The 23,642-nt window shown below is 35.0% G+C and carries 20 protein-coding genes; 3 read left to right on the top strand and 17 right to left on the bottom strand.

Annotated elements, in window-relative coordinates; all coding sequences use genetic code 11:
• Positions 1–408: 408 nt before the first annotated feature.
• The 5 genes from F9279_RS13010 to F9279_RS12990 form a co-directional block, all read right to left on the bottom strand.
• Positions 409–1,377 (bottom strand): DnaD domain-containing protein, encoded by a 969-nt coding sequence (locus F9279_RS13010; RefSeq protein WP_152113660.1) that lies wholly within the window; start codon positions 1,375–1,377, stop codon positions 409–411.
• Between the two features lie 1,231 nt (positions 1,378–2,608).
• A complete protein-coding gene (locus F9279_RS13005; RefSeq protein ID WP_152113658.1) occupies positions 2,609–3,409 on the bottom strand; it encodes an SMI1/KNR4 family protein in 801 nt (266 codons plus the stop codon).
• 189 nt (positions 3,410–3,598) lie between these two features.
• Entirely contained in the window at positions 3,599–5,479 is a 1,881-nt protein-coding gene (gene mutL, locus F9279_RS13000) for a DNA mismatch repair endonuclease MutL (RefSeq protein ID WP_152113656.1), read from the bottom strand.
• 15 nt (positions 5,480–5,494) lie between these two features.
• Positions 5,495–8,101 (bottom strand): DNA mismatch repair protein MutS, encoded by a 2,607-nt coding sequence (gene mutS / locus F9279_RS12995; protein WP_152113655.1) that lies wholly within the window; start codon positions 8,099–8,101, stop codon positions 5,495–5,497.
• A 207-nt stretch (positions 8,102–8,308) separates the two neighbouring features.
• Positions 8,309–8,860, bottom strand: coding sequence for an outer spore coat protein CotE (locus F9279_RS12990; protein WP_152113653.1), 552 nt, complete (start codon positions 8,858–8,860; stop codon positions 8,309–8,311).
• Between the two features lie 333 nt (positions 8,861–9,193).
• Here F9279_RS12990 and F9279_RS12985 point away from each other — a divergent pair, with 333 nt between their 5' ends.
• From F9279_RS12985 to F9279_RS12975, 3 genes are all read left to right on the top strand, one after another.
• Positions 9,194–9,595 carry a hypothetical protein gene (locus F9279_RS12985; protein WP_152113651.1) on the top strand — a complete coding sequence of 134 codons (402 nt, stop codon included), beginning with the start codon at positions 9,194–9,196 and terminating at the stop codon, positions 9,593–9,595.
• A gap of 34 nt (positions 9,596–9,629) precedes the next feature.
• Positions 9,630–9,938 carry a hypothetical protein gene (locus F9279_RS12980; RefSeq protein WP_152113649.1) on the top strand — a complete coding sequence of 103 codons (309 nt, stop codon included), beginning with the start codon at positions 9,630–9,632 and terminating at the stop codon, positions 9,936–9,938.
• Positions 9,939–10,037: 99 nt separating this feature from the next.
• A complete protein-coding gene (locus F9279_RS12975; protein WP_152113676.1) occupies positions 10,038–10,400 on the top strand; it encodes a hypothetical protein in 363 nt (120 codons plus the stop codon).
• Between the two features lie 81 nt (positions 10,401–10,481).
• Here F9279_RS12975 and F9279_RS12970 read toward each other — a convergent pair whose 3' ends face one another.
• The 12 genes from F9279_RS12970 to F9279_RS12915 all read right to left on the bottom strand — a co-directional run bounded on the left by F9279_RS12970 (position 10,482) and on the right by F9279_RS12915 (position 23,616).
• Positions 10,482–10,862: a RicAFT regulatory complex protein RicA family protein gene (locus F9279_RS12970; RefSeq protein WP_152113647.1), complete on the bottom strand. Its 381-nt coding sequence runs from the start codon at positions 10,860–10,862 to the stop codon at positions 10,482–10,484.
• Positions 10,862–12,394, bottom strand: a complete 1,533-nt coding sequence (gene miaB, locus F9279_RS12965) for a tRNA (N6-isopentenyl adenosine(37)-C2)-methylthiotransferase MiaB (protein WP_152113646.1) — start codon at positions 12,392–12,394, stop codon at positions 10,862–10,864. The genes F9279_RS12970 and miaB overlap by 1 nt, the downstream gene beginning before the upstream one ends.
• Before the next feature lie 200 nt (positions 12,395–12,594).
• On the bottom strand, positions 12,595–13,518 hold the full coding sequence (locus F9279_RS12960) for a dipeptidase (protein ID WP_152113644.1): 924 nt from the start codon (positions 13,516–13,518) through the stop codon (positions 12,595–12,597).
• Positions 13,519–13,753: 235 nt separating this feature from the next.
• Positions 13,754–14,014 (bottom strand): stage V sporulation protein SpoVS, encoded by a 261-nt coding sequence (gene spoVS, locus F9279_RS12955; RefSeq protein WP_016201204.1) that lies wholly within the window; start codon positions 14,012–14,014, stop codon positions 13,754–13,756.
• Between the two features lie 1,041 nt (positions 14,015–15,055).
• Complete coding sequence (locus tag F9279_RS12950; protein ID WP_152113641.1) at positions 15,056–15,853, bottom strand: TIGR00282 family metallophosphoesterase; 798 nt, start codon at positions 15,851–15,853, stop codon at positions 15,056–15,058.
• A gap of 158 nt (positions 15,854–16,011) precedes the next feature.
• Positions 16,012–17,583: a ribonuclease Y gene (rny, locus tag F9279_RS12945; protein ID WP_152113674.1), complete on the bottom strand. Its 1,572-nt coding sequence runs from the start codon at positions 17,581–17,583 to the stop codon at positions 16,012–16,014.
• Between the two features lie 497 nt (positions 17,584–18,080).
• The gene (recA, locus tag F9279_RS12940; RefSeq protein WP_152113639.1) at positions 18,081–19,127 is read right to left on the bottom strand and encodes a recombinase RecA; all 1,047 of its coding nucleotides are present in this window, start codon (positions 19,125–19,127) and stop codon (positions 18,081–18,083) included.
• A 204-nt stretch (positions 19,128–19,331) separates the two neighbouring features.
• A complete protein-coding gene (locus F9279_RS12935; protein ID WP_152113637.1) occupies positions 19,332–20,567 on the bottom strand; it encodes a competence/damage-inducible protein A in 1,236 nt (411 codons plus the stop codon).
• 54 nt (positions 20,568–20,621) lie between these two features.
• Entirely contained in the window at positions 20,622–21,200 is a 579-nt protein-coding gene (gene pgsA / locus F9279_RS12930; protein WP_152113635.1) for a CDP-diacylglycerol--glycerol-3-phosphate 3-phosphatidyltransferase, read from the bottom strand.
• Positions 21,201–21,335: 135 nt separating this feature from the next.
• Positions 21,336–22,232, bottom strand: a complete 897-nt coding sequence (locus F9279_RS12925; RefSeq protein ID WP_152113633.1) for a helix-turn-helix domain-containing protein — start codon at positions 22,230–22,232, stop codon at positions 21,336–21,338.
• A 20-nt stretch (positions 22,233–22,252) separates the two neighbouring features.
• Positions 22,253–23,044 carry a YmfK family protein gene (locus F9279_RS12920; protein ID WP_152113631.1) on the bottom strand — a complete coding sequence of 264 codons (792 nt, stop codon included), beginning with the start codon at positions 23,042–23,044 and terminating at the stop codon, positions 22,253–22,255.
• A 314-nt stretch (positions 23,045–23,358) separates the two neighbouring features.
• Positions 23,359–23,616 (bottom strand): DUF3243 domain-containing protein, encoded by a 258-nt coding sequence (locus F9279_RS12915; RefSeq protein ID WP_152113629.1) that lies wholly within the window; start codon positions 23,614–23,616, stop codon positions 23,359–23,361.
• Between the last annotated feature and the right edge of the window lie 26 nt (positions 23,617–23,642).

Raw genomic sequence — 23,642 nt, 5'->3', positions numbered from 1 at the left:
AGATACATATTCTTTATACTCTTGTGAAAAGTGCTTTCCCATATTTTGAACACGTCCTTTTAAATGATAGTTTTATTATAATAAATTCTCATTTATACGTGTCCACTTTTTAGACTAACTCTATTTTTTCTTACTTAACCGGAAAAACTCCGCTTATTATCCTCAAAATAACAGTTTTCCTGGATATAACCGGAAATTCTCCGGTTATTTTATTTGCTATTATTGAAAATTTGGTTGGTGCATCAAACATTATATTAGCACCAAGGTAAAGTTGCTTTAATCCCTCACTGTAAGCTATTTGGAACCCTTCGCATAGCCATAGTCCAGAGTTTTATTCTGTATATAAGGTTTAAACAATGTTTATTAAGGACCTCTCTTTGCTCGGTTTCATACTTTATCTTTAATTGATTATCCATTTCTAAAAGCTGCTATCCTTCTTTCTATATCCCATCTTTTCATTTCCATATCTTGTTGGTTTCCGATACTTTTTTCTTTTACCTCGTGATAATTTGGTTTCCTCATATAATCTGGTATAATTTCTTTCCTCATTATTTTTTTCTGGTTACTTCTTCGTTGGTGTGCTTTATTATCTTGATATACTTGCATTAATGTATGTACTTCTTCAACAGAGTTCACTTTTTTCTCTGCCCAATTTCTCAAGATGGTGTCCACATAAGAGAAAGTTTTTGCTCCACGCTCCACTGCTATTTCCATTGCCTTAAGAACAAGCTCCTCACTAAGGTCTTCACACCACATCTGTATCTTTTGTGAAATATGCCCTGCAATTATTCCAAATCCATTCTGCTCAAAAAAGTGAAATGGGTTCATGCTTACTTGTTTATTTACTTCTTCTTTTAATATATTTGAAGTACTCTTTGGTATTGCTCTTTCATCATGAAAATGGAAGCTTTCATTTTGAAAGTTCGAACTCTTCATTTTAGTTTCTGATAAATCAATGGCTAATCGAGAACCTTCAAGATCATAACCTAAGCTAACTAGATCTTCTTGTATCTTCATTAAATTAAGCCGATATTGAATAGTTTTATCCCAGCGAAACTTAGGATTAGTCCTAGTAATTAGCCAATTCATTTCTACTAATTTTTGTAGATAGCGTCGCATAGTAGCCTCAGAATTAGTTATCATACATTCTTCTGCTAATTCCGCTGCAGATTTATAAATCCAACCATGCTTATGCTCTAAATTAGGCTCCATACTATTGTGAGCAAGGCACTCCTTCTCTTCTTGAATAAACAAATCAAAGTCAGTAATACGTTCAGACCAATACATCATCTGATTCAACACAATAGCCAATTTATAATCACCAGTTAGCTCCACAAGCTCTTCTTTTATGACTACCTTCTTTGTTCGCGATTTCATAAGATTCTCTCCTCTCTACTACACAGGTTCTTCTAATTACTGTCACTGTTAAAATCAACTTAGTAACAACTTGTCACTTTATATATAGATAATCAGACGATAAAAGGACTGGTTTTTCCAAAAAAAATTTTTTCAAGGTTAAAAGTGTTTCTGTTTAATTTAAGAACTGTTGTAACAATAGTTAATATATCTGCTGGAAAATTTTATTTCTTTTACTACATAAACTTAGTAATTTTTGAAATTAATTTCTCTTAACTATAATTTCTAAAATTACCGAATCGGTAGAATTAATTAGAAGATTTATTCCTTTTACATAATCATAATGAGTTGAAAATTTAGTTATACGTGGTCTTCAAACGTTAGTCCCTGGTGTGCCTGATTGGAGAGCAAGTAGAATCCCAAAAACTTTAATGATAGTTATTCCGATTTAGCCTATAATAGGAGTATTAACATTTTGGAAGGATATTCATTGTGAAAAAACAAAAACCTTGGTATCTCAGAAAAAAATTTCTATACTTTATATGTATCATTACACCACCAATCGGTTACATTGTATTGGTTACTAATCTAAGAAAAATTAATCAAAAAGAGAAAATTAATCTCCTCACTGTTTCAACTATTTTGACAGCTATATGGGTTTTGAAATTTTTACCTAAAAACATAGAATTATATATTTGGGGTTTTATATTAGCTATATTGATAGGCAATTTTATTTTAAAGCGTTTTAAGAGGGATAAGTAATAAAGTTAGAGAAAGCGACACTAGGATACATAGTTACTTGTATTTTAGTTACACTATGAGGATTATTTAGTTTTTTAGATCCTATTACTGCTATACGCGTATGTTTTAGAAATGAAAACTTACAGCATCATTTATTGAAAAATTCTTTTAGAAACGTTGTGGTTGGTATACTTTACCCTGTTGTTATATGGTTACTATTTATTAAACTTGTTTAATAAATCTATGTACTGGTAGAGTAAGAAAGTAATCAAACAATATATGATTTATTACGAATACTATATATTATTCCATTGGAACTTAAAAAAGATGACCCCCTGTTCAATACAGAGATCATCTTTTTATGGCAGCTTAGACTTTTAAAAAATGTCCTTTAGAATGGATACACTTTATTAAACAAGTTGGGCTGTTTTATTTTTATATGTATTAGTTTTTGTGCTTTTATTTTCTATTGGTTCACTAGTTCTTCCATTTTTTTCTTCCTACAGGAATTCTATTGTTCGTTTAAAGAATCGTTGATTAACATCAAAAACGTTTCAAATAGCTCCTTGTCACTTTGACCAAAAACTGACTTTATTTTATCTATAAATTCCCTAGGCACATTATATCCTTCCGTTATTACTCTATAAGCTTTTTCTCCCGCAAATTCGACTACCTCTGAATCATTATGGTCTAGTAATCTTATTATCTTATCAAGATATTCAACCATGACAGGTTCCTCATAAATCTTATCATGATATCCTTCAAGACCTCTTATAATATCTTCAGCTTCCTTGCTACTTACTAATTCTCTAACTTCTTCCAAGGTAAATGTAATTACACCATCTACTTCACCATCCTCTTCCACTTCATGAATATATAAATGTTCTAGCATTATTTCAAATGAGTCATAAATTGTTATTATTTGATCTTCATCTGTTTGTATAAATATAATCTTAGGCTCTTCTGAACTATTATAATCAAGTGCTAGCCATTCATGTCCATCTCCACTTAGCAAAATAATATTCTTTCTGTTAATCTCCCATTCTTTAACGTAATAATCCGTTTCCATTATTCCTTCCTTCTTTTTAATACCTAATAAATGATCTATTAGGATATGATCATCATCTTCCCAACGATTAAGAGAAATGGGCAATGCATTATAAAGTAAATCTCCTCCATTCTTTTTCTTTAATAGATCTATATACGCTTGTGGAAGTTTTACATTAAAATGTTTTTCTGCAAGATTTATATCTTCATCAGTTAACTTCTTTAAAGTATAGCTACTTTCCCACTCATCATTCCAAATTTTCATAGACTTTAATCTCCTTTTCTATAGTTAAGTATTTATTGCTCCCAGAGTTGGTATACTACTACGCATCACGAAAACTCTGATTTATCTAAATATAGAATAATTTTTAACAGAGGGGAAGAGTGTTTGGTCAAATTAAATAAATCCAAAACAAAAAACCCTTAATTAATAAGAGTTTCTTCTACAAATTCTCTACATCACACGCTTAAACATCTTCTCCATCTCATAAGTAGAATACTGCACAATAATCGGTCTTCCATGTGGACACGTAAACGGATCGGACGAATGACGTAGCTCATCTAGTAAACTCTGAATCTCATCATTGCGCAAATGACGGTTAGCCTTAATCGATCCTTTACAGCTCATCATGATGGCTGCTTCTTCACGCAGTTTCTTGATATCCACTTTTTTCATGGTCAACACTTGTTCAATCATATCTTCAATTGTTTCCTTCTCTTCTCCTTTTGGAAACCATTGTGGATGGGATCGCACTAAGTAGCTTTGTTGACCAAAGGGCTCAAGAAATACGCCCACTTTCTCTAATTCTACTTTATTTTCTTCAATTTTCATCCATTCGTCTAAAGAATAATCGAGTGTTAGAGGAAGAAGCATTTCTTGGAGCTCTTTATGCACTTCTCCTACTTTTTCTCGATAAAACTCATACTTAATACGTTCTTGAGCAGCATGCTGATCAATGATATATAATCCTTTTTCATTTTGGGCAAAAATATACGTTCCGTGCATTTGTCCTATTGGATAGAGTGGTGGTACTCTTGATCCCTCTACTACCTCTGCCACTTCGACTTCTTCCCATTCCTCTTCTTCCATAACTGGTGGTGAAGGAGGATTTACTTGAAAAATAGGTAGCTGAAACTCCTCTTTTTCTTCTATCGCAAATGTTTGTTCCCTTTCTTCCACTATAGGCTCATCCCAAGTTTCCCTCCCTTCTTCTTTTGGAAGAGAAAAAGTGGTATCAAAAGATGGAACAGATACTGGAATAGAAGGTTCTCTTACTGTATCAAAACTAAAACTCGCTTGCTCTTCTTTTGGCACAGGCTTCTTCTCCCGAATGAGTCCTGCTGGAATTAATTCTTTCTTTTTAAAAGCTGCTTTAATGGCATTGCTTACTAATTCATGCAACTCTTGTTCTTTACTAAAGCGAACTTCCATTTTTGATGGATGAACATTGACATCGACTAAAATGGGATCCATTTCTACATTTAATAAAACGATTGGATATCGGCCAATTGGAAGTAACGTATGATAACCATCTTGAATACTGCGAACCAAGGAGTAATTTTTAATAAAACGGCCATTTATCATCGTAGATATATAGTTTCTAGATGCTCTTGTTATCTCTGGTAATGCAAGATAACCTGTGACAGTGAAATCAAGAGAACTTGCTTGGATCGGAATCATTTTCTTCGCAATGGCCAAGCCATAAATACTTGCGAGAACTTGTCTTACATCTCCATTTCCATTTGTATGAAGAAGCTTTCTATCATTGTGCACTAGGCGAAAGCTAACTTCAGGATGAGCAAGGGCAAGACGATTAACAATATCCGTTATGTTCCCAAGCTCTGTATGAATGGATTTCATGTATTTTAAACGTGCAGGTGTATTAAAAAATAAATCACGAACAATAATCTCCGTTCCTCGTCTGCTTGATGCTCCCTCTTGTTTCACAAGATGACCACCTTCAAGCTCTACCATTACCCCTTTTTCACCCGTTGATGTAGTTAGGGTGACTTGAGAAACAGAAGCGATACTTGGTAAAGCTTCGCCCCTGAATCCCAATGTTCTTATGCGAAAAAGATCGTTTTCGTCTTTAATTTTGCTTGTTGCATGTCTGGAAAAAGCGGTTAACACATCTTCTTCATCAATTCCTTGGCCATTATCTAGTATGCGAATACTTTGTAATCCTGCCTCTTCAATAAAGATTTCTATGGAAGTACTTTTTGCATCTATGCTATTTTCTACTAATTCTTTGACAACAGAGGCTGGCCTTTCAACTACTTCACCTGCAGCAATTTTATTTGATAGTGCATCATCTAGTTGAATTATTCTTGCCATTTTTATCCCTCTTTCTTAATCGTTTCTCACCTTTTTTTGCAAATCATACAGTATATTCATTGCTTGCATAGGTGTCATTTCTAATATATCTAAAGATTTTAGCTTACTTACAATTTGCTTCTCTTTTGAATTTGTCGTCTTAACCTGCTTTTTCTCTTCTGCTTGAGAGTCGAAGAAAGATAATTGAGCTTCTTCTTTTTTGTCTTCTACTTGAACAGTCTCTTTTACCACAGACACTTCTTTCGTATACGTCTCTGTTTGTTCAAGGCTTGCGAGTAGTTCTTGTGCACGCTCAATTAATGCTTCTGGAAGTTCTGCTAGCTGTGCAACATGAATTCCATAGCTTTTATCAGCTGCTCCTTCTTTAATCTTATGAAGGAAAACTACTTTCCCGTTTTGTTCCATTGCACTTACATGCACATTGCTAAGGGATGGTAATTCTTGTGCTAATACAGTAAGTTCATGATAGTGAGTGGAAAATAATGTTTTTGCGCCTACTTCATGATGAATATATTCAATAATGGCTTGAGCAAGTGCCATTCCATCATAGGTGCTTGTCCCTCTTCCTATTTCATCAAATAATATTAAGCTATTATTTGTTGCGTGAAGAAGGGCATTTCTTGCTTCCAACATTTCCACCATAAAAGTACTCTGGCCTGAAATAAGATCATCTGCAGCTCCTATTCTGGTGAAAACTTGGTCAAATAGTGGCAGCACTGCTTTTTCTGCTGGAACGAAACAGCCTATCTGAGCAAGAATGCTAGTTAAAGCAACTTGACGCATATACGTACTTTTACCTGACATATTTGGTCCTGTAATGAGCAGTAATTCTCTTTCTTTATGCATCGTACAATCATTTGCTACATAGCTTTGTGAGTTCATGACCTTTTCTACTACTGGATGACGACCATTAGTGATAGAAAGATTTCTATCTGAAGAGAATGAAGGTTTCACATAATGACGGTCTTCACTAATAGTGGCAAAGCATTGTAAAACATCTAGCATACTTACCGTTCTTGCCAAACGTTGTAGTCTTGGAATATACTCTTTGACTGTTTCACGAATGTTAGTGAAAATCTCATATTCTAGTTCTACCATTTTCTCTTCTGCCTGTAATATAAGACCCTCTTTTTCTTTTAGTTCTGGAGTTATATAGCGTTCTGCATTGGCTAGGGTTTGTTTACGCTCATATTGACCCTCTTGTAATAAATGCACATTTGCTCTCGTTACTTCAATATAATAACCAAATATACGGTTATAGCCTATTTTCAATGATTTAATGCCTGTTTTCTCGCGTTCCTGTCTTTCTAATTGAGCAATCCATGTTTTCCCGTTTCGGCTCGCATCTCTGTAGCTATCTAATTCTTGATGATATCCATCTAAGATGATATTTCCTTCTTTGATGGATAATGGTGGATTCTCCACAATGGATGATTCTAATAAATCAGTGATATCTTCACAAGGATCTAGCTGATTAGCAAGATTACTTGCTTCTTCTGAACCAAGCTCTACAACGATTTGCTGTATGATCGGTACTTGCTGTAGTGATTTTTTTAACTGCACTAAATCTCTAGCATTTACATTCCCAAAAGCAACTCTTCCTGCTAGTCTTTCTAAATCATACACTTCTTTTAACTTTTCTCTTAAATCTTGTCTTTCAAAGTAGTGACCAATCATGGTTTCTACTAGATTTTGGCGGTATTGAATTTCTTCTTTATTTAATAATGGACGATCAATCCATTGCTTTAAAAGCCGTCCCCCCATCGCTGTTTTCGTTTCATCTAACAGCCATAGTAAAGAACCTTTTTTTCCTTTAGAACGGATAGTCTCTGTTAGCTCTAGGTTTCTTTTGGAATGGTAATCAATCTTCATAAATTGATCCATTACATATACAGAAACTGGCTGCAGGTGATCAAGACTTCTCTTTTGTGTACGGTGAAGATATTGAAATAAACGGGAAACAGTTTTCTCTATCGATTCGTCTTGAATATCCTGTAACAAAGATGGCTGGATAGATGTTACTTCATTTTCAATAGATAATGTCACTGTGTTTCGTTCTTGTAGCCTTCTACGGAAATCTTCTGGAAAATCACTTGCTATTACTACCTCTTTTGCACCTGAAGTAGATAATTCATTCAGCACTGCCTCTATCCCACTTAAGATAGTTGCTTTGCTTTCTCCAGTGGAAAGATCTGTATAAGCGAAGCCAAATTTCTCATTAAAAAAAGCTGAGATTGTCGCTATATAGTTATTTTCCTTATCAGATAAATTCTTTCCTTCCATCATCGTACCTGGTGTGATAAGTTGAACAACTTCTCGTCTTACTACACCTTTTGCTTGCTTCGGATCTTCTGTTTGCTCACAAATAGCAACCTTATAGCCTCTTTCTACTAATTGCTCAATATAGTTAGGTGCTGCATGATGAGGTACTCCGCACATTGGAATACGATCTTTGCTTCCACCATCTCTGCTTGTTAACGTAATCTCCAGCTCCTGTGACGCTTTAATCGCGTCATCAAAGAACATTTCATAAAAATCTCCTAAACGAAAAAATAAAAAGGCATCCTGATAATCTGCCTTTACCTGTAAGTATTGTTGTATCATCGGGGTATATGTTGTCATAACTTCCTCCAAAGCTCCAGTTCATGTCTATTATGCTAGTATTATACCATAAAGAGAGGCATATTTTCAGTGGAGGGATTTGGGAACTTTAAAAAGAAGATTCGCGAATTAATGGAAGTTTTTCACGAATAGAAAAAGTGTTTTCGCGCATAAAGCAGTAATACTGTTTAACAACAAAAGAAAAAAGACTAGGAAAAGCTCCTAGCCTTACTCTTCTTCTCCGCCTACTAGAAAATCTGGATTTAATTCTTCAAATTCTTCGTCTTCTACCTCATCTTCAAACCATGCATCATCATCGTCTTTTCCACAATGGTCTGTGCAAACTTCTACACAAATTTTTGTTTCTCCAATTACTTCTACAATGAATTCTCTCTCTACATGAACAATAATTTTGTTGCCATTTGGAGAAATAACAGCTTCAATGCAGTTCGGCTGTTGTAATACGCGAGCAATTACATCATGGTCTTCTAAGCAATCTGGATCACGATACTTTAATTTCACCACATCTGTATACTTTACGCGCTCTGTTACTACTTCCGTTTGTGTATTGTCATTATAAGAATACCAAACGTTGATATCATAATATCCACAAATTTCTACTGTTTTACCAACCTTTTCTGCTTCATACGTATGGTTGATAATCCAGCAGCCCAAAATACTTGAAGGGCTGTTATCTGGGCAAATCGTATGATTGGATTTTGTAAACTTGCGTCCTTTCGCTACGACTGCCTTGGTAATAATCTCTCTATATTCTCCCATTTTCGAGCGAAACCTCCTCATTCATTTTCATTTCATCCTATGCGGGATAGGAGTCTAGTGTGCGTTAATTTTTAAAGACTATAAGTAATGCTTAAACCTACTTCATTGTATGAATGAAATGGGTAAGTGTGCCGATTGAGACGATTTTTCTAGACTAATCCATTAATTTCTAAAGAAGAGAACCGCTTTTTTTACTTTCTTCTATAAGATCACCCTTGATTACATAAGCTTTCAAACACTTTCACTAAAAAATACGCGTTTTAATCAATGCATTCGCGGATACAGCTTGTTTCCTTTTCTATATACTGTACTATACAGAAGGGGGTGAGGGAGTTGGCAGGGTTATTTAATAAAAACGATAATACAGATTTTAAAATTAATGTAAATGGAAAAGATGTTTCTGCTGAAGAAGGTGCACAATTAGCGAAAGAATTCTTCAACAAAATGACATCTGAAATGGGTGGAATAGTAAATAAAATTGCTAAAAACACTACAGGTGTTGAAGCACTAAAAGAGAAAATACCTTCCGATATTAATTTGGATTCCATTAAAGAGAGAATTATGCCACATGTAAACGTAGATTCCTTTAAGGAATATGTAAATGAAGAGACACTTAGTAAGTTACAAGAAAAACTACCTGTAATCGATGCTTCAAATGATGATGGGAATATTAAATTAAATGTAAATGGTAAGCCTCTCTTTACGCTTAACCTTTCTGATTTTATTAAGAAATAAGTCTTTAAATATCCTTGAAAGGAGGTGAAATCATATGTTATCTAACACATTTGATTGTAAAAGAGGGAATGGTTCTGTTTTAGGTACAGATGATGTAACTAATTCTAAAAGCAAAGCAATAGGAAACAAAGGCACAGAACTACGCGGATTCACTAATGCAACTCAAGGTAATGGTAACCTTGCTAACCAATTCTCTGCTGCTGGTGCTGCTGGTGGTGCTGCTGTAGGTGTAAACTTATTGAACTTCTTTATTGGTGGTATCTTAGTAAATGCAAACATCGCTGGAGATGCAACTGCAAGCTCTTATAACGGAAACACTCCTGAAATGATCAACGAAGGTTAATTCTTCTCACACTATTCATTCATGTAGCATAGGATAAAGGGCAGCTTCACTTAGGTGAATGCATGCCCTTTTTTACATAAAAAAGTAAGGGGTGATATGATGGATAAGTTTGAAGATAACTCAACAACTGGTTTAACGGCTGAAAAATTAAGAGAACTTGGAGTACCCGAATCGTTAATTGATAAGATATTAGAATCTGGTGGCCCGTCTGTGAATACACATGCAGAGGGTGGAAATGGTGGAAGTGCAGTCAGCCTTACGTATGTAGATAATTATTCTGTGCTGTTCCTTGTCTATACCTTTTTGCTTCAAAGTACAGAAAATAGTAACTCAAAGGATCGAGACACAAAATATTTAAACAAAGCACTTCTCCAAACATTACAAACGGCCATGAAAGAGCAGCAAGAATATCGCAAAGCATTTTTACAAGCAATCAATGTCCTTAATAACCAAAATAAATAGAAAGAACGGTCTATCCCCCTTTGGAACAGACCGTTCTTTTTTATACACTGGTATTTTTACCGCTATACTTAAAAGTACCGTTTATTTATTATCCTTCTCTTCATTGGAGAGAAGGTCTTGTTCTACTTTATTAGAAATGGTTCTTGTCACCATTTGAAGCAGATCATTTACTTCTTCTTGTGATTCTCTAAAATCACTCACAATAGGTAAATCATCAATTTCCCTCTGCAATTCATCTATCTTTGCTTCGGTTTCTTTCCAAGCAGTTACCTTACCATAATGCTGTAAATTAACTGCTTGTTTTTGTAATTTTTTTATTTGAGCAATACGATCATTCACCTTTTGATTAAGGTTGATTTGTTGTTCTGCTCGTTTATAAAATTCTACTTCCTCTGTCTCACTAATCATTTTGGCAAGGGCTTCTGTTCGTGCTAGAATATCTTCTTTGCTATATTTAGCCATTAGTTTGCCTCAACAGCTTCTAGTACCTCGATCATTTCCCCTTTTAGAGACCATGTTCTAGCATCTGTGATTTTCACTTTTACTAATTTACCAATAGCTGATTTTGGTCCAACAAAGTTCACTAATTTGCTCTTACGTGTATATCCAGCAAGTACGTCTGGGTTATTCTTACTTTCCCCTTCGACTAATACCTCTACCACTTGATTCTCATAGCTCTTCATGGATTGTGCTGACATTTCATTCACAAGTGCATTTAAGCGTTGTAGACGCTCTTTTTTCACTTCCATTGGTACGTTATCTATCATTTTTGCCGCTGGTGTACCTTCTCTTGGAGAATAAATGAACGTATATGCAGCTTCAAAACCAACTTCTTTATAAAGAGACATGGTTTCTTCAAATTGCTCATCTGTTTCATTTGGGTAACCAACAATAATATCTGTTGTTAACGTTAAGTTTGGTATAGCAGCCTTCATTTTTCTTACTAATTCTAAATACTGCTCTCTTGTATATTTACGAGCCATAATTTTTAATACATCTGTTGAACCAGATTGAACTGGTAAATGAATATGCTCTACAAGATTTCCGCCTTTACTTAATACTTGAATTAAATGGTCATCAAAATCTCTTGGGTGACTTGTTGTAAAACGGATACGAGGAATATCAATCTTGCTAATCTCTTCCATTAGATCGCCTAGACGGTAAGTAATGTCTGTGAAATCCTTCCCATATGCGTTAACATTTTGACCAAGTAAAGTAATTTCCTTATAACCTTGAGCAGCTAATTGGCGTACTTCCTGAATAATATCCTCTGGACGACGACTACGTTCTTTTCCACGAGTGTAAGGAACGATACAATATGTACAGAATTTATCACAACCATACATAATGTTAACCCATGCTTTAATTTGCCCATTACGTACTTTAGGAAGGTTTTCAATGACATCTCCTTCTTTAGACCATACTTCTACGACCATTTCTTTAGACATGTATGCTTCTTGAAGGATATTAGGTAATCGGTGAATATTATGTGTACCGAAAATCATATCAACTTGTGTGTAGGTTTTTAGAATCTTGTTAACTACTGATTCTTCTTGGGACATACATCCACAAACACCGATTAATAGATCTGGTTTCTCGATTTTCAAGTGTTTTAAGTGCCCTAGTTCCCCAAACACTTTATTCTCTGCATTTTCACGAATAGCACAAGTGTTAAGTAAAATAACGTTCGCATCATCCACTGTGTCTGTTGCTTCATAGCCTAATGCTTGGAAAATACCAGCCATTACTTCTGTATCATGTTCGTTCATTTGACAGCCATATGTGCGAATATAGAATTTGCGACCTTCACCAAGTCCACGGAATTCTTCTGAAATAGCAAAATCAGCTTCATAGCGAATTTCTTCTTTTCCACGTTTTTTTGCATCTTTTAAAGATGGTGCTTTATATACGGTTTGGAAGTATTGACTATAATCTTTTTCAGGTTTTTTATCTACTGTTAATGCTTGACTCTCTAATCGTTGTTTTTCGTTCATTTTACCATTACTCCTCTCTTATCGATGCGAAACCATCCATAAGCTTTTGTTAAATGCTAGTTAATTTATCATATGCTTATTTCTTTTATAGACATATTTACATTATTCTAGTATAAGCCTTTCGTGTTTTGAAAACAATAGGTAGGTTTCGTGTACATTTTTTCCCCATACTTAAAGAAGCAACAGGATATTCTGTGCTTCTACTTTGGTAATCTTTTAACCATATTTTTATACAAAAATTTTTCTACTTGGCTAGCACTATAGTATTTAAGTAGTTCATTAATAAGATTAGGGTACGCCTTTTGACTCTCTAATCCTTTGACCGTAGTAGTGATTCCATCAAAGTCTGATCCAAACCCCACATGATCCTCTCCACCTAACGAACAAACATAATCTAAATGCCGTAATATATCTGTCAAGTCTGCGAAATCGGAGCAACTCAAAAATGGAGGTACAAATGTAATACCTATTACACTTTTTAATTCTATTAATGCTTTAATCTGATCATCTCGTAAATTACGAGGATGCGGACATAAGCTATAAGTATTAGAGTGAGAAGCATACGGGTGATCCGCTGTTTCTATCACATCCCAAAATCCTTGTTCCGACAAATGAGAAACATCTATCCAAATCTTCTGTTTATTTAATAGTTTTATCACTTCTGTTCCAAAAGCAGTTAATCCACCCCCACGTGGTTCAAGTGCTCCATCCGCTACAGCATTCGCATAGTTCCATGTTAACCCAACAGCCGATACACCAAGTCTTAATAGAGTTTTCAGCTTCATTAAATCGGTTCCAATGGCATCACAGCCCTCAAGTGTTAGTAGTGCTCCTATTTCCCCTGATTGTAATTGATTTATTTCTTCCTTTGTCTGCACATGTTTAATTTCTGGATTAGGTTTAATAATCTTTTCGTGAAAAATATCTACCATTGTTAGAGCTGCTTCAAACTGCATATCTGGATGAACACTTTCTGGTACATAGATGGCAAAGGACTGCACTTTAGCGCCACTGGATAAAAGTGTTTGCTTTGTCACATGTAGCTTATCACTATTTTGAAACTGAATGGTTTTATCCAAAAACATTTTAAATAATACATCACAATGTCCATCAAAATAATACAAGTACTCCACTCCCCAAATATCTATTTATCCCTTATTATATGCTACTATTAATAGCGAGAATATATCTTTTCATAAAAAAAGTGGTCTCTAAAAGGGCTCGCACGAACGATTTACTCAATCGAATATGCTACTTCCTTTTTGAAGAAACCACCTTCTTACTAGTATCTGTAGTAGAATAACATTTGGAAAGTATGTATCTATATTTCTACTTTCCTTCTTTTCTTATGTTCACCTATTATCTGGGTTCTACAATAAGCTTGATAGCGGTTCTTTCTTCGCCATCAATCACAATATCGGTGAAGGCAGGGATACAAATTAAATCCACTCCGCTAGGTGCTACAAATCCTCTTGCGATAGCTACTGCTTTAACCGCCTGATTTAATGCACCTGCACCAATTGCCTGGATTTCTGCTCCTCCTCTTTCTCGTAGAACACCTGCAAGTGCACCAGCTACAGAATTGGGACTAGACTTTGCTGAAACCTTTAATATCTCCATTTCTAGCTCCTCCTTGTTTAACCCCCCCGAATGTTACATTGAACACATCAGGATATATATCATTCCAATGTTACTATATTCCAGCTTTCATACACTTATTCCAGCTTGGACATAAAAACTTCAAATTAATTGTTTGAATTAGGTATGTGGTGATTGTTGTTCTGACTGGGATGGTTTGTTTTTTTTATATAAGTCTGCATTTGTAATAGTATGTGCGTGTTTTTGTTGGTATGACATTATTGGGTGGAGTTTATCATTAGGTTTTGTTGTGTGGGGTTGGGTTGGGTTGGGTTGGGTTGGGTTTGGCTGATTTTGTGGTTTTGGTGGTGCTTAGGCTTTGTTGGAACTTCTTTGCTTACTTTTTAGGGCTTCGGTGGTGCTTATAGGCTTTGTTGGAACCTCTTCGCTTGCTTTTTGGGGCTTTCGTGGTGCTTATAGGCTTTGTTGGAACCATTTTGCTTGCTTTTTGGGGCTTTCGTGGTTTTTATAGGCTTTATTGGAACCATTTTGCTTGCTTTTTGGGGCTTTCGTGGTTTTTATAGGCTTTATTGGAACCATTTTGCTTGCTTTTGGGGGCTTTTAATGGTGCTTATAGGCTTTATTGGAACCACTTTACTTGCTTTTTAGGGCTTTAATGGTGCTTATAGGCTTTATTGGAACCACTTTACTTGCTTTTTAGGGCTTTCGTGGTTCTTATAGGCTTTATTGGAACCACTTCGCTTGCTTTTTAGGGCTTTCGTAGTTCTTATAGGCTTTATTGAAACCACTTTGCTCGCTTTTTGGGAATTTCGTGGTGCTTATAGGCTTTGTTGGAACTTCTTTACTTACTTTTTGGGGCTTCGGTGGTTCTTATAGGCTTTATTGAAACCACTTTCCTCTCTTATTGCTGCCTTTGTAGTTCTCAGGACACTTCTTCCTAAAAGTCTGTAATAGAAATCTCCCCCATACTTCTATTTTTCCTATTAATAGGTTAAATTCCTTTCCATAATTATAGTGAAAAAAAGACCACTCTAAAAAGTAGTCTTTTCTCCAAGTCTATCTTTACGAAAAAAATGGATGATCATCATTTATTAGTATGCGATCAATTTTCTTCGCTTTACCAGTCTTTTTATCTACCTCTATTAAACAGCCACTTAATTGAGCTCTTCCATCCTTTGGTGGCTCAAATCTTGTTGGTAGATTAGTAAGAAATCTGTTTAACACTAATTCTTTATCCATCCCAAGAATAGCGTCATATGGCCCTGTCATTCCAACGTCTGCCATAAATGCTGTTCCGTTTGGAAGGATTCTGTTATCTGCTGTTTGAACATGTGTATGTGTTCCAACTACTGCTGTCACTCTTCCGTCAAGATACCAACCCATTGCTTGCTTCTCACTAGTTGCCTCTCCATGAAAATCAACAAATATAATATCTGTGCGCTTCTTTGCTTCCTCTATTAAATAATCTACTACAAGAAAAGGGTCGTCACTAGGATTCATAAAAGTACGCCCCTGTAAGTTAATTACAGCTACTTCTATATCATTTATTCTTACAAAAATCATCCCTTTGCCAGGATTGTTTTCTGGAAAATTAGCTGGTCTTACTAAGTATTTTGCATCATCAATAAATTCAAAGATTTCACGATTATCCCATGTATGATTTCCTAAAGTAACAGCTTGGGCACCAACTTCTAAAAAGCTTCGATAAATTTTATCGGTTATCCCTTTGCCTCCTGCAGCATTTTCGCCATTAATTATCGTCATTTGCGGATGGTATTTCTCTTTTAATTTTGGGACATACTCCTTAATCATATCTCGACCCATTGAGCCGACTACATCACCAATAAATAAAATATGCATTTATTTCTTCCTACTTTCTTTATTCACTATGTAACAGTTTAACATATATCCTCAAGTATTTAGTAACCTATATCCACTAATTGTAGATAGCTTTCCAGATAGTAGAAAGCAAGTGTATCCTCTCAAAATAAAAAACGGTGCAAACAGCACCGTTTTTTTTATTTCGCATATTCGACTGCTCTTGTTTCTCGGATAACAGTAACCTTAATATGTCCTGGATAATCTAGTTCTTCCTCAATTTTCTTGCGAATATCGCGAGCTAATCGATGTGACTCTAAATCATCTACAATTTCTGGTTTCACCATTATTCTAATTTCACGACCAGCTTGAATAGCAAAAGATTTTTCTACACCTTCATAGGATTCCGAAATTTCTTCTAATTTCTCTAGTCGACGAATATAGTTTTCTAGAGTTTCTCTTCGTGCTCCTGGTCTTGCAGCTGACAATGCGTCAGCAGCAGCTACTAGAACAGCAATAATAGAAGTTGGTTCGGTATCACCGTGATGGGAAGCAATACTGTTTATTACAACAGGATGCTCTTTATATTTAGTAGCAAGCTCTACTCCAATTTCGACATGGCTTCCTTCTACTTCATGATCAATCGCTTTTCCAATATCATGTAGTAAACCAGCTCTTCGTGCAAGTGTTTGATCTTCTCCTAATTCTGCAGCTAAGATTCCAGATAACTGAGCTACCTCCATACTATGTTTCAATACATTTTGACCATAGCTTGTACGGAATTTCAATCGACCAAGAATCTTAATTAAATCAGGGTGTAGACCATGAACTCCCACTTCAAAAGTAGTTTGCTCTCCAATTTCGCGGATATGTTCATCCACTTCTCGACGTGCCTTATCCACCATCTCTTCAATTCGAGCTGGGTGAATTCGCCCATCCTGAACTAATTTATCCAGTGCAAGTCTTGCTGTTTCTCTTCTTATTGGATCAAAACCAGATAGTATAACCGCTTCTGGTGTATCATCAATAATTAAGTCAATTCCAGTTAATGTTTCAAGGGTACGAATATTACGTCCTTCTCGACCAATTATTCGACCTTTCATTTCATCATTAGGAAGATTAACAACGGAAACAGTAGTTTCAGCAACATGATCTGCTGCACATCTTTGAATAGCTAGTGACAGAATTTCTTTTGCTTTTTTATCAGCCTCTTCTTTAGCTCTTGTGTCACTTTCTTTAATCATGATTGCAATATCATGTGCTACTTCTTGCTCTGTACGTTCTAAAATGATGGACTTAGCTTCTTCGCGAGTTAAGCTAGAAATACGCTCTAGCTCCGTTTGTTGCTTGCGAACCATCTCGTCCACTTTGCTTTCCATCTCTTCCATATGCTGTTGTCTTTTATTTAGAGAATCATCTCTCTTCTCTAACATTGTTTCACGTTTATCTAATGCATCTCCCTTACGATCAAGGTTTTCCTCTTTTTGCAATAAACGATTTTCTTGTTTTTGTAGTTCATTTCTGCGATCACGAACTTCTAGCTCTGCTTCACTACGAAGCTTGTGAATCTCATCCTTTGCTTCTAACAAAGCTTCTTTTTTCAATGCATCTGCTTCACGCTTTGCATTTTCAATAATTTGTTCAGCAGTCATAGTTGCATTGCTAATTTTTGCATTTGCATTGGACTTTCGAATAGAATATACAACAAAGCCAACAACCACGGCAATAATGATTAGAACAAGCAAAATGGAGATGAGCATCATTGGATCCATCATTTTCACCTCCTCTTGCTATAAAATTGTGTTCGTTACGATTTTAAAAGTATTGGCTTAATGTTTTTCTTTTTCAATCGAAAATTCTCCCTAGTTCCATCCTTTGTATCTAGGTTTTTCATACTTATAAAAATGTAAATTATACAATTTAATTGTATAGTTGTACCAATTCATTGTCAAGACCTTCAACTGGTAGGATTAGCCTAATTCTCTAGGATGAAACGGCTTACCTAATTTGAGTTAGAAAGGTAAATAAGCAATTTACAAAAGGAAGAATTTAGTATTTTATAGACTTTATGTATTATTGTCAAAATATAGATTGATTAAACTCATTCTCATCAAAAAAGATAACGTTCATCGTTTATGTACATGATCGTGTGAACGACTTCAGAAAAATAAATGTCTTGTTCTACATTGCACAAAAATTTTTTTGAGATAATTATGTGAAAAATAGCAATGAAGATATTATTTCTTCATTGCTATTTTTTATTATCCTATTAATCAATTAAACCAAGTTGTTCTTGGTCTTCCTCTTCGTTAGGCTTTAACGTCACTTCTTTATCTAAGCCATAATGGTCACGAATTTTTTGTTGTATCTCTAGACGAAGAGATACATTCTCTTTTAGGAATAGTTTTGCATTTTCACGACCTTGACCAATTCTTTCATCATTGTAAGAATACCAAGATCCACTTTTCTGGACAATTTCAAGTTCAGAACCGATATCGATAATTTCTCCCTCTTTAGAGATACCTTCACCATACATGATATCTACTTCTGCCACTCTAAATGGAGGTGCTACTTTATTTTTTACTATTTTAATTTTCGTTTTATTACCAACCATTTCTGTTCCTTGTTTCAGTGTTTCAGCACGACGTACTTCCAAACGTATAGATGAATAGAATTTTAATGCTCTTCCTCCAGGAGTTGTTTCTGGATTTCCAAACATTACACCAACTTTTTCACGAATTTGGTTAATGAAAATAGCAATCGTTTTAGACTTATTAATTGCACCTGACAATTTACGAAGTGCTTGAGACATTAAACGAGCTTGAAGACCAATATGTGAATCTCCCATTTCCCCTTCAATCTCTGCTTTAGGAACAAGTGCTGCAACAGAGTCAATAACAAGAATATCTACCGCTCCACTACGTACTAATGCTTCCGCAATCTCTAAAGCTTGCTCTCCTGTATCTGGTTGTGATAGTAATAGTTCATCAATGTTAACACCTAATTTTTGTGCATAAACAGGATCTAAGGCATGCTCTGCATCAATAAATGCTGCTTGTCCACCAGAAGCTTGCACTTCTGCAATAGCATGAAGTGCAACTGTTGTTTTACCAGAACTTTCAGGACCATAGATTTCGATGATACGTCCTTTTGGATATCCACCTACACCAAGTGCAGCATCCAATGCTAGTGAACCACTAGGAGAAGTTGAGATAACTCTATCTGCTTGTTCTCCTAATTTCATAATACTACCTTTACCGAATTGCTTTTCTATTTGTTTTAAAGCCATTTCTAACGCAGCTTGACGATCGCCCAAAAAGTTCTCCTCCTTATATATAAAAATGAACTATTTTTTAATAGATTCATTTGTTGTGCAAAAGATTTCTATATCTAATATAACTTCTTTTTCTCTATTTGTACAGCAAAAAGTAGAACATTCATTCGTTTTTTTATAACACTCTATTAAAAAGGGAAGGACGTAAGTAAATACCATTTACTTACGTCCTTCTCCATCTTAACATTATTGATTTAATTCTCTTAACAAGAAATATTGACCATATTTTACACTTCTTGTACGATTGCCTTCTCTTGTACCACTTAATAAGATTTGCTCTACCTTTGTTTTTCCTTTTACAGAGATCCCGATATAGACAGTTCCTACAGGATGACCCTCTAATTCATCAGGTCCTGCAACACCAGTAAAACTAATTCCAATATCTGCACCTAGTAAACTTGCAACATTTTCCGCTAGTTCTTTCGCACACTGTTCACTCACAACACCATGTTCTTTAATGGTAGATTCTTTTACTTGTAGAAGATTTTGCTTTACTTCATTTGTATAACAAACGATTCCACCACTAAAAATCGAGCTTGCACCAGGAATATTCGTCATTTGCTGTTGAAACATTCCACCTGTTAGACTTTCTGCAGCAGCTACTTTTAAGCCTTGCTTTAATAAAACATCCGCTAACTCATTCATAAGAGTAGTATCATCATATCCATAGAAAAATTCTCCCACTCGGTCGAAAATTTCCTGCTCTGTTTTTTGAATAAGATTTTCTGCTTCCTCGATTGAATCATGTTTACATGTAATACGTAAAGTTACTTCTCCATCACCAGCAAGAGGAGCTATCGTAGGATTTGTTTGGCCATCAATTAAATCTAAAATTTTTGTTTCTAATAGAGATTCTCCAATTCCAAAGAAACGTAAAACTCTCGATAAAATAATATCCTTGTTCGATAGTTTTTCCTGTATTGCCGGATATCCATATTGAACAAACATTGGCTGTATTTCTTTTGGAGGTCCTGGCAATAACATATAAAAGCGTTTATCCTTCTCTAAGAACATACCAGGAGCCATTCCATGATCATTCGGTAGGACGAGACTGTCAGCTAATACTAATGCTTGCTTTTTATTATTTTCTGTCATGGTACGCTTTACTTTATGGAAATATTCTTCAATGGATTGAAGTGCTTCTTGATCAGAAATCAATTCCTTCCCTAAATGAGTAGCAATCGTTTCTTTTGTTAAATCATCTTTCGTTGGACCAAGGCCACCAGAGAAAATAAGTAAATCAGCTCGCTCTTCCGCAATGCGAATGGCTTCTTTTAATCGATTGGCATTATCCCCTACAACCGTGTGATAAAAGACATTCACTCCTATGTCAGCCAATTGTTTTGAAATAAATTGGGCATTCGTATTTGCAATCTGTCCTAGAAGTAGTTCAGAGCCTACTGCGATAATTTCTGCATTCATTCTTACTCCCCCATTCCTTGTTCTCCCTATGTCTCTTAAAAAACTAATTCTTATCTATTTAGAAGATAGAAATACTTTTTTATTTTTAGCAAAGTAATCCCAACCAGACCAGATAGTAAAAATTAGCGCTACCCAAAGCGCAATTATATCTACACGTAATGAAATTAATTGAAAAATCATATTATGTAATAACAAAGCAGAAATAGCTACAATTTGTGCCCATGTTTTAATTTTCCCTAACATGTTCGCAGCTACTACTTCTCCTTCTCCAGCTAAAATGGCTCTTAGGCCAGTAACAGCTGTTTCTCTACTTATTATAATAATAGTGATCCAAGCTGGTGCTAATTCTGCATCAACGAGTACAATTAGAGCAGCAGCTACAAGTAATTTATCTGCTAAAGGATCTAAAAACTTCCCTAGAGTTGTTACTAGATTATATTTTCTAGCATAATACCCATCAATCCAGTCTGTAGTGGATGCAAGAATAAATACTAGTGCCCCTACAAAATGTTCTACAGGTAATGTAGCACCAAGTAAAGTCATTTCTCCCCAGTTAAAATCTACTAGTGTAATCACTAGAAATATTGGGATTAAAAGAATTCTTGATACGGTAATCTTATTTGGTAAATTCATCTTTTTTCCTCCGTTACTAACTATAAACTTCTTTAATTTAATCAAACAATAGTATTATACCTTATATATAGCCCGAATAGCGAAAAAATAGTCATCAAAATGATGACTATCTTAAGTGCTAGAAAAAAGCTATACTTACTGTGGTGTTTCCTTTACATACTTAATGCTAATATCTTGTCTTGATGAAGAATCACCAAGATCTACTTTTTCATCATTTACATAGAGATCCACTTGACTGTTCCCGATGATGATTAAAGCCGCTTCTTCCTGTGATAAGTCTACTTCTTTCGATTCTGTTTGACCACTTTCAAGTATGCCTTGGAAGAAGGAATAGTTCTTACCATTTTGTATATCTGTCCACACTTTTCCTTTTGCTACTAGTTTTACAACAAATTTTTCAGCATTTTTCAGTTCAAAGGTTGTTGTTCTACCTTCTGTACCCACATTTGTTATTTCTTGCTTAGGTTTTTCTTCTTCTGCTGGCTGCTCATCTATTGTAGTATTTTCTTCTTCTACTACTTCTTCGCTGCTGTTTTCTGTTTCTTCTGCTTCATTTTCCTTTTCTGTTAAGGTATCTGACTTCTTATATACAGAGTCATTTACTGTTGTATTATTCTCCACAGGATCGGAATTAGAGTCCTTAGAATTCACAAAATACCAAATCATAAAGATGATCCCAATTACTACAAGAACAATTAAAATGGTTGGAAGTATATCAAACACTTTTGAGTTTTTAGAATCAAGCGTTTTTCTCGAATTCACTCTGGATAAATTTTGAGAGATTTCTTCATTCACAGGAGATGGAATTTCTCCTTCAAATTCTTCAAACAACTCTTCTGGCGAGAGATCAACTGCCTCTGCATACTGTTTTATAAAGGCCCTTACATAAAATTTACCTGGCATCATACTATAATTACCTTCTTCAATGCCAGTTAAATATCTTACTTGAATTTTGGTAATTTCCTGTAGCTCTTCTAACGTTAGCCCTTTTGCTACTCTAGCTTCTTTTAAACGATTTCCTAATTCACTCAAATATAACACCTTCCAACTTACTAAAAATCAAAACCTTGAAATTCACTACCTAAAGCAAAAGCATTCTTTTTATGAAAATCGTAAATAATTTCTTCTCCTGGCTCATGTCTTAGCTCAATAATATAATCAAAATCTTCTAATGTGTATTCTGTATTATGTACAAATGCATCTGGATGTTCTACTACTTTAATAAAAGGCAACTGCATGACTTCTCTGATTACTGCCCAGTGGCGTTCATTTATTTGCTTAGAGGTTACTATACCATCAATAATAAATAAATTATTATCATTATATTCACCGTGCATTAAGGATTGGCGAATCGTCTGCTTTAATAGAGTGGAGCTAATTAAAAGCCACCTCTTATTTGCGTTAACACTTGCAGCAACGATAGATTCCGTTTTCCCCACACGAGGCATTCCTCTTATTCCAATTAACTTATGGCCCTCTGTTTTAAATAATTCAGCCATAAAATCAACTAATAGCCCTAATTCTTCCCGAACAAAACGAAACGTTTTTTTATCATCTGCATCTCGTTGTATGTATCTTCCATGTCTGACTGCAAGCTTGTCTCGTAATGTTGGTACTCGAAGCTTAATTACTTTTATTGTGTCCATTGTATAAAGAATAGATTCTAGTCTTTTAATCCGTTCTTCATCTTTTGCTAACATCAATAGACCTCTACGTCCATCATCCACACCATTAATCGTAATAATATTTATTGAGAGCATACCAAGTAAAGAAGAAATATCTCCTAATAAGCCAGGTCGGTTTTTTTGAATTTCATATTCTAAATACCATTCCTTTTGTTCCAAAAAAGTCCTCCTCACGAGTTGCTAATAGGTGACATGATTCTTTTTTTACATTCTACTCTATCATAAAGGATAAGGGGAAATAATCAAAGAAAAAACAGGGAAATCCACAAAAAATATTGAGATGAAGTTAGTTAACAGCAAGTATTATGTATTCTTGTTCATTACTTTCATTAGCTTTGCTAATGATACTAGATATTCTTACAGATTTAACATGACTTTAGCTTGCTTTTTTTTGAAAATCTAATGTAAAAAAGGGAACTTAATAAATGGGATTCATTTCCTATTCATTAAGTTAACCCTATTTTTATAAAAACCTATTTTGTGCCGTTATTTTGAACTAATTTAACCATCATGTTAGCAATTGCATGCTGCTCTTCTTCAGAAGCAACAGACCATAAATCTGCTAAGATTTTTTCTTGGTCATTTTTAGGTTGTACTTGGTTAGATAAGTAATCTCCAATTTGGAAAGCAAGATCTCCCACAACCTCTTTGTTCATTCCTTCGTTTTGTGCATGGTGAAGACGATCACCTAAGAAATCTTTCCATTGATCCCAGTTTTCTAAAATAGACATATGAAATACTCCCTTCCTTACCTTAA

The organism is Bacillus sp. B1-b2 (assembly GCF_009183415.1).
In the GTDB taxonomy this organism is placed as follows: domain Bacteria; phylum Bacillota; class Bacilli; order Bacillales; family Cytobacillaceae; genus Niallia.
Note: the sequence above shows the minus strand (reverse complement) of the source record. Positions and strands in the feature narration are given on the sequence as shown.